9 protein-coding genes are annotated in these 11,469 nt (G+C 66.9%); 4 read left to right on the top strand and 5 right to left on the bottom strand.

Going from position 1 to position 11,469, the window contains the following annotated elements; translation table 11 throughout:
- Window positions 1–326: 326 nt before the first annotated feature.
- Both OCW50_RS23535 and OCW50_RS23530 read left to right on the top strand, forming a co-directional pair.
- On the top strand, window positions 327–2,192 hold the full coding sequence (locus OCW50_RS23535; RefSeq protein ID WP_262299174.1) for a PHA/PHB synthase family protein: 1,866 nt from the start codon (window positions 327–329) through the stop codon (window positions 2,190–2,192).
- Window positions 2,193–2,209: 17 nt separating this feature from the next.
- Window positions 2,210–2,407 (top strand): DUF779 domain-containing protein, encoded by a 198-nt coding sequence (locus OCW50_RS23530; RefSeq protein ID WP_373371496.1) that lies wholly within the window; start codon window positions 2,210–2,212, stop codon window positions 2,405–2,407.
- A gap of 44 nt (window positions 2,408–2,451) precedes the next feature.
- On the opposite strand, the gene OCW50_RS23525 is transcribed toward OCW50_RS23530, so the two are convergent.
- On the bottom strand, window positions 2,452–2,751 hold the full coding sequence (locus OCW50_RS23525) for a hypothetical protein (protein ID WP_262299173.1): 300 nt from the start codon (window positions 2,749–2,751) through the stop codon (window positions 2,452–2,454).
- 209 nt (window positions 2,752–2,960) lie between these two features.
- On the opposite strand from OCW50_RS23525, the gene OCW50_RS23520 reads away from it, so the two are divergent.
- The gene (locus OCW50_RS23520; RefSeq protein WP_262299172.1) at window positions 2,961–3,941 is read left to right on the top strand and encodes an aldo/keto reductase; all 981 of its coding nucleotides are present in this window, start codon (window positions 2,961–2,963) and stop codon (window positions 3,939–3,941) included.
- A 327-nt stretch (window positions 3,942–4,268) separates the two neighbouring features.
- On the opposite strand, the gene OCW50_RS23515 is transcribed toward OCW50_RS23520, so the two are convergent.
- On the bottom strand, window positions 4,269–5,870 hold the full coding sequence (locus tag OCW50_RS23515; RefSeq protein ID WP_262299171.1) for an MBL fold metallo-hydrolase: 1,602 nt from the start codon (window positions 5,868–5,870) through the stop codon (window positions 4,269–4,271).
- A gap of 107 nt (window positions 5,871–5,977) precedes the next feature.
- On the opposite strand from OCW50_RS23515, the gene OCW50_RS23510 reads away from it, so the two are divergent.
- Window positions 5,978–6,673, top strand: coding sequence for a DUF1003 domain-containing protein (locus OCW50_RS23510; protein ID WP_262268678.1), 696 nt, complete (start codon window positions 5,978–5,980; stop codon window positions 6,671–6,673).
- Window positions 6,674–6,710: 37 nt separating this feature from the next.
- Here the strand turns inward: OCW50_RS23510 and OCW50_RS23505 are convergent, their stop codons facing one another.
- The 3 genes from OCW50_RS23505 to OCW50_RS23495 form a co-directional block, all read right to left on the bottom strand.
- Window positions 6,711–7,721, bottom strand: coding sequence for a 2-hydroxyacid dehydrogenase (locus OCW50_RS23505; protein WP_262299170.1), 1,011 nt, complete (start codon window positions 7,719–7,721; stop codon window positions 6,711–6,713).
- Window positions 7,722–7,886: 165 nt separating this feature from the next.
- Window positions 7,887–10,484 carry a cation-translocating P-type ATPase gene (locus OCW50_RS23500; RefSeq protein ID WP_262299169.1) on the bottom strand — a complete coding sequence of 866 codons (2,598 nt, stop codon included), beginning with the start codon at window positions 10,482–10,484 and terminating at the stop codon, window positions 7,887–7,889.
- A 28-nt stretch (window positions 10,485–10,512) separates the two neighbouring features.
- Entirely contained in the window at window positions 10,513–11,346 is an 834-nt protein-coding gene (locus OCW50_RS23495) for a universal stress protein (RefSeq protein ID WP_262268675.1), read from the bottom strand.
- Between the last annotated feature and the right edge of the window lie 123 nt (window positions 11,347–11,469).

The following is an 11,469-nucleotide window of genomic DNA, read 5'->3' as shown; positions in this document are numbered from 1 at the left end:
TGCCCCCCTGGCCCGCGCCTGCTAATCCCGTTCCGGTTATTGGCTGGCGCGGCCCTTTCGGTCCGCCTCATCCGATGCGCCGGTCGAGAGAGGGAGCCTCGGATGAATCCCAAAAGCGGGTCCACTTGTGGGTCCGATGCTCTAGAATGACGCCATCCTCCCGGTCATCGGCAGAGACGTCATCCCGATCCCATCCCGTCATTCCCCGGTCGTGCGAGGGACGGGACGAGGCCGATCCGCTGGACGCACCACCATCATGTGGACGAAATTCGCAGGAATCCTTCGATGTCATCCAGTGCGCGTAGGTCGCCGCCCGGGAGATGGACATGCGGGCTCCTACATCCTCCACGCCCATGGGGAGCCGGAAGCTGCCCCCGCAAGCCGCCCTGCTGCCGATGTCGCCGGCTGCGGCCGACCCCTCGATGACCGGACCGCCCTCCGACGCGGGCTCATGGGACGATGCGGAGCTCCACCGGCTCAGGGACGCGCTCGACCACGTCGCCCATGCGGGTCTCGCCCGCCTGACCGGCGGGCTCTCACCCGCGGCCATTGTCGACGCCTATATGGATTGGGCCGCGCATCTTGCCATTTCACCGGGCAAACAGGTCGAACTCGCCACGAAGGGCGTGCGCAAATGGGCGCGGCTGGCGGAGTTCGCATCCCATTGTGCGGTCGATGGCGGCAGGTGCGAGCCGTGCATCGAGCCGCTGCCCCAGGACCGACGCTTCGCCGAGACCGAATGGTGGCGCTGGCCGTTCAATGTCGTTCAGCAGAGTTTCCTGTTGCAGCAGCAATGGTGGGACAATGCAACCACCGATGTGGACGGGGTCACCAGGCAGCATCAGGCGGTCGTCGAGTTCGTCACGCGACAGGTCCTCGACATGGCCTCGCCGTCGAACTTTATTGCAACCAACCCGGTGGTTCAGCGCCGCATTCTTGAAACGGGCGGGCAGAATCTCGTGCAGGGATTCCGCCACTTCCTCGACGACTGGGAGCGCATCGTCCGCTCCAGGCCACCCGCCGGCACGGAAGCGTTCCGTCCGGGCCGGAATGTCGCCGTGACGCCCGGACAGGTGATCTACCGCAACGGTCTCATCGAGTTGATCCAGTATGTTCCGACGACCGGGAAGGTGCGGCCGCAGCCGATCCTGATCGTGCCGGCCTGGATCATGAAGTACTACATCCTGGATCTTTCGCCCGAAAATTCCCTTGTCCGCTATCTCACCGAACAGGGTTTTACGGTATTCATCATGTCCTGGAAGAACCCGACCGTCGGCGATCGGGATCTCGGTCTCGACGACTACCGAAGGCTCGGCATCATGGCGGCCCTCGATGCCGTGAATGCCGTCGTGCCCGACCAGAACGTCCATGCGGTCGGCTACTGCCTCGGCGGCACGCTCCTGTCGATCGCCGCCGCCGCGATGGCGCGAGATGGCGACAACCGTCTCGCATCCCTGTCGCTCCTGGCCGCCCAGGCGGATTTCCGCGAGGCCGGGGAACTCACGCTCTTCATCAACGAAAGCCAGCTTCACTTCCTTGAGGATCTGATGCGAAGCCAGGGCTTTCTCGATACCCGGCAGATGGCCGGCGCCTTCCAGCTCCTGCGCTCGAACGACCTGATCTGGTCCCGCCTCGTCCGGCATTACCTGATGGGCGAGCGCACGCCCTTGAACGACATCATGGCCTGGAATGCCGATGCGACCCGGATGCCCTATCGCATGCATGCGGAATACCTGCGCCAGCTCTTCCTCAACAACGATCTCGCCGAAGGGCGCTTCGACGTCGACGGCCGCCCGATCGCCATCAGCGACATCCGCGCGCCGATCTTCGCCGTCGGCACCGAGCGCGACCACGTGGCCCCATGGCGATCGGCGTTCAAGATCCATCTGCTTGCCGACACCGACGTGACGTTCCTCCTCGCGACGGGTGGTCACAACGCCGGCATCGTGGCGGGTCGAAACCGGACCGGGGGGAGCTTTCAGGTTCTCACGCGATCCTCGGTCGGCCACTATCTCGATCCGGACACCTGGACCAAGATCGCGCCTCGGTTCGAGGGTTCGTGGTGGCCGGAATGGAGTGAGTGGCTGAGGCTGCATTCCGGCGAACTCGTCGCGCCCCCGGAAATGGGAGCCCCGGAGCGAGGCTATCCCGTCCTCTGCGACGCCCCTGGCACCTACGTGCTGCAGACCTGACACTCGGGGACGAGGACGTGCTCCTCGAGACCATCGGCGGGGCACCGTTCCACATGAGCCCGTCGCAATACGAACACCGGAAGGACACCCGGCTGATCATCGACCTGGTCCCGGGCGAAGGCGGCATGTTCTCCCTGGAGAACGGCTGCGGCATCCGGTTCCTGACCCGGTCGCGCCTGTTCCCCGACGAGAGGGCGGCAGAGCCCTCAACCTGACCGGATCCTCGGCCCGACCGGACGGCAACGGCGTCTCCCGCCTCTTACCGCCCCTGCGGCTGCGTCCGCAGCCTGCACTGGTACCCGACGAAGCACTGCGGGTTGTCGGCGGTCGGCACCCAGGCGGGCTCGATCGTCTCTCCCAGCGCGCAGCGGTTGGTGCCGCTCACATACCGGTCATAGGTGTAGGGGCCGGTGCCCAGCACGACGGCGCCCTGGGCCGCGACGAGACCGGCGGCGCGGGAGCAGCTCATCGCGGTGCTGACAGGCCTGGTTTGCGACCACGCTTCGGTCGCGATGAGCAGCATGGGAAGGATCCCGGCGAGCTTGAGCATCGTACCCATCCTTGGTGTCGGGAAACTGGAAGCTTGGGCTTGCGCGCCCGCGGTCAAGGAACCCTCCCTTCACAGCTTCGTCAGATCGGCCTGCCTGCGGCCCGTGACCGAGGACGATCTCGCGGGAGCCTTGAAACCGGGCAACCGCAGACCAGTTGATGTCGGGCCCGCCGCCCGGCCCGCGGCCCTACCGTCCTGTCAGACCTGGAGATCGTCCTATGCAGCAGCGTCAGCTTGGTCAGTTGCCGATATCCGCCCTCGGTCTCGGCTGCATGGGCATGTCCGAGTTCTACGGCAGCGGCGACGAGGCCGAGTCCATCGCCACGATCCATCGCGCCATCGAGCTTGGCGTGACCTTCCTCGACACCGCGGACATGTACGGCGTCGGCCGCAATGAGGAACTCGTCGGCCGCGCCATCGCGGACCGGCGCGACAAGGTGGTGCTCGCCACCAAGTTCGGCAACGTGCGGGGCCCGAACGGGGAGCGCCTCGGCATCAGCGGCAAGCCCGATTATGTGCGCCAGGCCTGCGAGGCGAGCCTGAAGCGTCTGAAAGTCGACGTGATCGATCTCTACTACCAGCACCGGGTCGATCCCGCCACGCCCATCGAGGATACGGTCGGGGCCATGGCCGACCTCGTGCGTGAGGGCAAGGTCCGCTATCTCGGCCTGTCCGAAGCCGGCCCGCAGACCATCCGGCGCGCCCATGCGGTTCATCCCATCACGGCGCTGCAGACCGAATACTCGCTCTGGAGCCGGGACCCGGAGGACGAGATCCTGCCGACCGTGCGCGAGCTCGGCATCGGCTTCGTGCCCTATTCGCCGCTGGGCCGCGGGTTCCTGACCGGGCAGATCAAGAGCGTGGACGATCTCGCGGCCGACGATTTCCGCCGGAACTCGCCGCGCTTCCAGGGCGAGAACTTCCAGAAGAACCTCGACCTCGTGCGCGAGATCGAGGCCATGGCCCGGGAGAAGGGCTGCGCTCCCTCGCAGCTCGCGCTCGCCTGGGTGCTGGCACAGGGCGAGGACATCGTGCCGATCCCCGGCACGAAGCGCCGACGCTATCTGGAGGAGAATGTCGGGGCTCTCACCGTCAGCCTCACCGAGGACGATCTGGCGCGCATCGACCGCATCATCCCGCCGGGAGCAGCCGCCGGCACCCGCTACCCGGAGCCGGGCATGAAGATGGTCGGGCTCTGAGGCGAGCCGCCCGAGGCAGGAGGCGCTCCGCGGGAGCGAGTTGGATCATGCCCGCCACCATGGCGCCGGCGAACACGACGACCTGCCAGGGGCCGAAGGCGATCACGGTCAGGGCCGGGCCGGAACACAGTCCGACATCGATCCTTCCGGATCGTCGCAATCGTCATGTCGCCCGGATGATCGAGAATGGACAGAATCCCGTCGCGAAGCCTTGCATTCGTGGCCACGTCCTCATCCTGGACGGGTCTTGGCACCCCATGATGGCATCGGTCTCACTGTGCCGCCTCGCTCTGGTTCGATGCCGAAGCGGGAGACACGGCAGACCATTCAGACTGCCGGGTCGGATCCCTTCTTCAAGGCGTCCCTGATGCGCCGGATCACGACGCCTTTAGCCTTCCGATCGGCGGCGGCCTCGACGGCGTCGCCGATCTCCAGAAGCAGTTGCGCATAGTCGTTGTGCCAGTCGCGGTGCCCGGCGCTCGCAGGCGGCAGGCGCTCCTCATGCCGCTCGATCCGGACCGCACGGTCGCCCGCCAGGTCATAGACGTCGTCGATGTCCGGAATGATTGCCCCGGGCACGCGGTCGAGACTGCCGAGAGACGCTTGCAACGCCTTGAGGGGCGCATCCTCGCCATGCACGAGGAAGAGCCCGCGCCGGACCGGAAGGCGCTCGGAAAGCCACGCCTTCAGCTCCGGCCCGTCCGCGTGACCCGAGTAGAGGTCGAGCGTCCGCAGGCGGGCGCGGACCCTCACCTCCTCGCCCTGGATCCGGACCTTCGAGGCGCCATCCTGCAAGATGCGCCCCAGCGTGCCCTGCGCCTGGAAACCTACGAAGAGAACGGTGGCCTCGTCCCGCCAGAGCCACGCCTTCAGATGGTGCCGGATTCGCCCCGCCTCGCACATGCCGCTGGCCGCGATGATGATGTGGAAACTGTGGATGCGGTCGATGGCCTTGCTCTGTTCCACGCTCTCGGTGAAGCGAACCCAGCGGGATTCCAGCGCCTGCACGAGGTCGGCGCCGTTCCTGAGCTCCCCGGCGTGCTGCCTGAAGATGGCGCTGGCCTTCGAGGCCAGCGGCGAGTCGATGAAGATCGGAATGTCGGGCAACTCGCCCGCCTCCATCAGTTCCATGAGGTCGACAAGGAGTTCCTGTGTCCTCTCGACCGCGAACGATGGGATCAGCAGTGCGCCGCTCGGATGCATCGCTGCGCGGACCTCGTCCCGGAGCATCCGCCGGCGGCGCTCGATGGTGGTGCCAGCCCGATCCGTGTCACCATAGGTGGATTCAAGCAGGACGTAATCGAGGTCGCGCGGTCCATCCGGATCGGGCTGAAGCAGCTTGTGATCGGGGCCGACATCGCCGGAGAACAGCAGCCGGGTTGGTGTCTCCTCGCCTCCGTGCGCCACCTCCATCTCGATGGAGGCCGAGCCCAGGAGGTGACCGGCGTTCCAGAAGCGGGCCCGGAATCCGGGAGCGACCTCCTGCCATTGCCCGTAAGCCACTGGCCGGAACTGCCCGAGGCACGCGACGGCATCTTCCTCCGTATAGATCGGCGACACGGTCCCCCGGCCCCGGCGGCGGTTGCGGCGGTTGAGCTGGTCGACCTCCATCTCCTGGATGTAGCCGGAGTCCGGGAGCATGATGGTCGCCAGGTCGGCCGTTCCGGCGGTTGCATAGACCGGCCCGTCGAACCCGGCCTTCGCCAGCTTCGGCACGAGGCCGCTGTGGTCGATATGCGCATGGGTGAGGCAGAGCGCATCGATCCCGGCGGCGCGGAACGGGAAATGCTCGTAGTTGAGCTCCCTCTCCTCCTTCGACCCTTGGAACATGCCGCAATCGACCAGGACGCGGGCCGCCTCCGTCTCGAGCAGGAAGCAGGAGCCGGTTACGGTTCGGGCGGCACCGTGGAAATGAAGACGAAGCGACAAGGAACCCTCCTGGGCACGAGGAAGCGCGCGATGGTAAAAATCGCACCTTGGTACACCTGCGTCGAGCCGTTAGGTTTGATCCACGCCAATATCGCGGAACGGCGAACATGACCTCCCACGCAGCGTCTTCCAACGGCACCTGCCCCATCACAGGCAAAACCTACCCCCTGAGAGACCTTATCCTCATCGATCAATTGCGACCTGCCCTCGCAGAGCGGATCCGGCAGGATCACCCGGAGCTGGACGATCATGGCCGCATCAGCCGGGCCGCGGTCGACCGGTACCGTCTGCTCTATGTCGAGGAACTGCTGCGCCAGGAACGCGGCGAACTGACGAAACTCGACAGGGAGGTGGCCCGCAGTCTCGCCGAGGGCAGCATGGTGTCGGCCAATGTCGAGGAAAGTTACGATGAGAAGCGTACCCTGGGGGAGCGACTGTCGGACGGACTCGCAACCTTCGGCGGGAGCTGGCCGTTCCTGATCGCCTTCGGGTTTCTGCTGGGAGCCTGGATTCTCATCAATGCCCTGCGCGGGACGGAAGCGTTCGACCCCTATCCCTACATCCTGCTCAACCTGCTGCTGTCCTGCCTCGCGGCCGTTCAGGCTCCGATCATCATGATGAGCCAAAGGCGGCAGGAGGCGAAGGATCGGTTGCGCTCCCTCAACGACTACCAGGTCAACCTGAAGGCGGAACTCGAGATCCGGCATCTCCATGAGAAGCTGGACCATCTGATCACGCGCCAGTGGGAGCGATTGGCCGAGATCCAGGAAATGCAGATCGAGCTGCTCCAGGAGCGCCGATAGGCACGATCCCGGCCGGATCCTCTCGAGGACGGAGCGATCATCCTCCCGCGCCCCTTTCGACCGAGACTTCATGTACAGCCCGTCCGGTCGCCTCGAATGCGGTTATGTTCGCCAGGGTCGCCTCGGCGATGTTGGTCAGCGCTTCCCTGGTGAAAAACGCTTGATGCCCGGTCATGAGCACATTCGGGAAGGTCAGCAGTCTCGCAAAGACGTCATCGCTGATGAAGCGGTTCGAAAGATCCTCGAAGAACAGGTCGGTCTCCTCCTCGTAGACGTCGAGCCCGAGGCTCCCGATGGTGCCATCCTTGAGGCCCTTGATGACGGCGCGGGTATCGACCACGCCACCCCGGCTCGTGTTGACGAGCATCACACCAGGCTTCATGCGCCTCACCGCCTCGGCGTTGATCAGGTGGTGGGTTGCCGGCGTCAGCGGACAGTGGAGGGTGATGAGATCGCAGGAAGGGAAGAGCTCCTCCATGGGCACGTACCGCACGCCCATCGCCTCGCAGGCCGGGTTCGGGCGGACGTCGTGTGCCAGGACCGTGCACCCGAAGCCCGTCAGGATCTTCGCCACGATTTCGCCGATCTTCCCGGTCCCGACCACACCGGCCGTCTTGCCGTTGAGGTCGAATCCGAGCAGTCCCTCCAGGGCGAAGTTGCCCTCGCGCACCCGGTTGTAGGCCCGATGGGTCTTCCGGTTCAGGGTCAGGATGAGCGCCATCGTGTGCTCGGCGACCGCGTACGGGGAATAGGCCGGCACCCGCGCAACCGCGATCCCCTCACGCTCGGCTGCCTCCAGATCGACGTTGTTAACTCCGGCCGAGCGCAGGGCCACAAGTCTGATCCCCCTGGATGCGAGATCGGCGAGTACGTCCCGATCCACCTCGTCGTTCACGAAGGCGCACACGGCTCCTGCGCCCGTGGCGAGCTGACTTGTTTCGGCCGAGAGACGGGCGTCGAAGAACGACAGTTTGTGGCCATATGCGGCATTCGCGGCGCCCAGGAAGCGACGGTCATAGGATTTGGTGCTGAAGACTGCGACGTGCATCGGGCGACCTCATCGTTACAAGAGGGCTTCGTATGGAACCGGACCATCGGTGGGAGGACAAGGCCCTCCCTACGCGCGAAGGCCCTTTCGACGCAGGCGCCTGCCCGCGGATGACGGAAATGCCCGCCGCGGGAAGCGGTGTACCCTGGATGTCGGCGATGCGCGTCATGCCGGTCTCCGCTGTTCGTCGCGGGGCAACGACACAGTCCGAAGTCGCCGAGCCAATCCGAACCAGCCGCCGGCCAGGATTGCGATCGTCAAGGCCGTCGCCAGATTCAGCGGGCTCGGCGGCGACAGGCGTAGAATGGCAGCAAGAGGTGGGATGTAAAGCGCCGCCGCGACGATGGCGGCAGCCGAGACCCCGATCACCCAGAAGGCGATCCTGCTCCGGTCGAAGAACGAGGTGCCCGGCTCCGCCGCATCGGCGAAGGCCAGCACCAGGTTTGCGACCACCAGGGCGGCGAACGTCGACGCCCGCGCCTGCGTGTCGGGGATACCTGAGTTCAGTGCCCAGACATAACAACCGAAGACGGCCCCGAGTACGACGACACCCTGAACGAACCCGAGCACGATCTGTGACGTGCCGAAGAGCGGCTCGGTCGCGGGTCGCGGCGGCTTCTCCATCGCGTGCCGCTCGCTGGGCTCCCCCTCGAAGGCGAGCGAGCAGACCGGGTCGATCACGAGTTCCAGCATGATCACGTGCATCGGATAAAGGATCGGCGGCAGTCCCATGATGAGGGGCAGCAGGGCCAGCCCGGCGATGGGCACGTGGACCGCCGTCACGTAGGTCAGCGCCTTGCGCAGATTCGCGAAGATGCGCCGCCCGAGGCGCACGCCGCCGATGATCGACACGAATCGGTCGTCGAGAAGCACAAGGTCCGCCGCCTCCCGCGCGACGTCCGTTCCGCGTTGGCCCATGGCGATGCCGATATGGGCGGCCTCGAGCGCCGGCGCGTCGTTGACGCCGTCGCCGGTCATGGCAACGATCTCGCCATTGGCCTTGAGAGCCTCGACAAGCGCGAGCTTCTGCTCCGGCATGATGCGCGCGAAGACCCGGATGCGTCGGACCCGCTCCCTCAGGCCTCTTGGATCGAGTTCGGCCACCTCCCGGCCGGTGAGCACGCCCGGGCTCGTGTCGATCCCGGCCCGGCGAGCGATCGTCAGGGCGGTGGCTGGGTAATCGCCGGTGATCATCGCAACGGTAATCCCCGCCCGCGTGGCCTCTGCGACGGCCTGTGGAACATCGGCTCGGACGGGATCCGCAAAGCCGACCAGGCCCTCGATCCGGAACGCCATATCTTCGGGAGACGAGGGGCTGTCCCTGTCATCCCGGGCGGACGCCACCCCGAGCACTCGCAGGCCGCGGCCTGCCAATCCCGCCACCACGGCATCCATCAGCGCTCGCTCGTCACCGTTCATGCGGCAAAGACGGACAATCGCCTCCGGGGCGCCTTTTGCCGCGTACAGGACGCCGCCCCCGGGCTCCGGCCACACCTGGGTGAAGGCCAACAGTTCGGGGCGGAGCGGATAGGTGCGCAGCGGGGTCCCGCTCCAATTCCCCTCAGGGAGAGCCCGCATCGCCGCGATGCGGACCGCCCGGTCCATGGGGTCTACCGGGCGGTCCGCGGATGCGAGCAGCGCCGTCCTCAGCGGCTCGACAAAAGCGTCGGAAATCCTGCCGTCGGGCCGCAGATCATGGGCGTTGCCGTCCCGCCAGACGGTGGTGAGCACCATCCGGTTCTCGGTCAGCGTGCCGGTCTTGTCGACGCAAAGGAAGGTGGCGGCCCCGAGTGTCTCGATCACCGCGGCGCGGCGTACCAGCACCTTGTGCCGGGCGAGGCGGAAGGCCCCGAGCGCCATGAAGATCGCCAGCACCATCGGGAACTCCTCGGGCAGGAGCGCGATGGCCAGCGTGATGCCGGACAGCGCGCCGCCGATCCAATCGTCCTGCAGCACGCCGTAAGCCACGGCAACGATGGCGCAGAACCCGAGCGCGAGAACTCCGAGCCTGGCGACGAGCGCGCCCGTCGTCTTCTGGAGCAGCGTCGACTCGTCCGCGATGGCGGCGAGCGAGGAGCCGATGCGCCCGAGCCGCGTCGAGGCGCCGGTGCGCACCACACGCGCCATGCCCTGCCCGCGGACGTTCAGGGTGCCGGCAAACAGGTACGGGGTGTCGTCGCCGCCCGGCTCCGGATCGCCGTCCTGGATTGCATCGGCCGCCGCCGGACGCTTGGATACCGGGACCGACTCGCCGGTGAGGGCCGACTCGTCGACCGTCAGCGCATCGCCCGCGATCAAGATCCCGTCAGCCGGCAGCCGCTCCCCCTCGCCCATGAGGAAGAGATCGCCCGGGACGATCTCGCGCGCCGGAACGCGCCGCTCGGTCCCGGCGCGGATCACCCGCGCGGAGGGCTCGGCCAGTTCGCGCAGGGCGGCCAGGGCCCGCTCGCTCCTGGCTTCTTGCAGCACCACCAGGCCGATCGTCACGGCGGCACCGACCGCCATGAACAGGCCTTCCCCCATGTCGCCGAGCACCAGGTAAAGCCCGGCCGCAGCGAGCAGCAGCAGGAACATCGGTTCCCGCAGGATGTCGCGGACGATGCCGATCAGGCCTCGGGAGCGCTTGCCCGCGAACGCATTGGGCCCATGCCGCGAGAGACGGCGCCGTGCCTCGGCCTCGTCGAGGCCCGTCAAGCCCGCAGGGACGGCCTCCATGGTTCCTGCCCCATGGCCGTCCGGTGCGGTTTGCGCGTGCACGGCCATGTGCGCCTCCGGTTGGGATGGTCCACCTTCACTGGGCCACCAGGATCGGGGTTTCCGCAGCGGTGAGCATGTCCCGCGTCGCGCCACCGAACACCTGCTCCCTCAGGCGGGTGTGGCCGTAGGCCCCCATGACGACCAGATCCGCCGAAACGCGGCGCGCCTCTTCAAGGATGACCTCGGCGACATCGCGGCCTTGGCTGTCGGCGGTGACGACCTCCGCGACGACGTTATGATGGGCGAGATGGGCCTTCAGCTCCGCCGCAGGCTCGACATCCGCCGGGGGATCCACGATCAGGACGACGGTGCGCGCCGCCTGTTCGATGAAGGCCATCCCCTCGCGCAGGGCGCGGGCCGCCTCGCGGCTGCCATTCCAGGCGACCAGAACGGTCTCGAACGGTCCCTTTCGGTGGCGGCCGGGCGGCACGAGCAGCAAGGCGCGCCCGCTGCCGAACAGTACCGCCTCCACGAGGTCGGGCCAGAGCGCTGATTGGGCCTCACCGTAGCACCGCGTGGCGATGAAGAGATCGGCGCATCGGGCCTGCTCCGCCACCCTGCCGGTCAATGCCCCGAAGGTCTCGTCGAGGCGGCGCAACTCGCCCGGCACCTGAAGGCTGGCCAGCCGCTCCGTCAGCCGCCGGGCCGTGACATCGCCGTCCTTCAGCGCCTGGTCCTGGAGTTCGGTCAAGACCTGCATCGCGGCCGCGCCGCCATCCATGGGCATGGCGATCGTGAGATCCGGAAGCTGGTTGGCGAAGAGCCCGATCAGGTGGGCCCGATCGGCTGACGCGAGCGCCTGCCCGTGCTCCAGCCGGATCTCGTCCTCGGGACTTCCGTCGAGATGCACCATGATGTCCTTGATCATCGCTCTATCCCTCTGCTTGCCAGGTCACGGCCTCATGCCGGGGCCATGATCATGTGGCCGGAGGCGGGACCGCGCCTTGATCTGGCGCAACCCGCCCGCGTCGATCGGCGTATCCGTTCTCGG

It is taken from the genome of Microvirga sesbaniae, from assembly GCF_025460805.1.
Taxonomy (GTDB): Bacteria; Pseudomonadota; Alphaproteobacteria; order Rhizobiales; family Beijerinckiaceae; genus Microvirga; species Microvirga sesbaniae.
The sequence above is the reverse complement of the archived record's forward strand: the minus strand, read 5'-3'. Positions and strand labels throughout refer to the sequence as shown.

Excerpts from the sequence above, each read along its gene's own strand:
- OCW50_RS23510 (WP_262268678.1), top strand. The coding sequence starts at position 5,978 with ATGACCTCCCACGCAGCGTCTTCCAACGGCACCTGCCCCATCACAGGC.
- OCW50_RS23525 (WP_262299173.1), bottom strand. The coding sequence starts at position 2,751 with ATGGGTACGATGCTCAAGCTCGCCGGGATCCTTCCCATGCTGCTCATC.
- OCW50_RS23535 (WP_262299174.1), top strand. The coding sequence starts at position 327 with ATGCGGGCTCCTACATCCTCCACGCCCATGGGGAGCCGGAAGCTGCCC.
- OCW50_RS23500 (WP_262299169.1), bottom strand. The coding sequence starts at position 10,484 with ATGGCCGTGCACGCGCAAACCGCACCGGACGGCCATGGGGCAGGAACC.
- OCW50_RS23520 (WP_262299172.1), top strand. The coding sequence starts at position 2,961 with ATGCAGCAGCGTCAGCTTGGTCAGTTGCCGATATCCGCCCTCGGTCTC.
- OCW50_RS23495 (WP_262268675.1), bottom strand. The coding sequence starts at position 11,346 with ATGATCAAGGACATCATGGTGCATCTCGACGGAAGTCCCGAGGACGAG.
- OCW50_RS23505 (WP_262299170.1), bottom strand. The coding sequence starts at position 7,721 with ATGCACGTCGCAGTCTTCAGCACCAAATCCTATGACCGTCGCTTCCTG.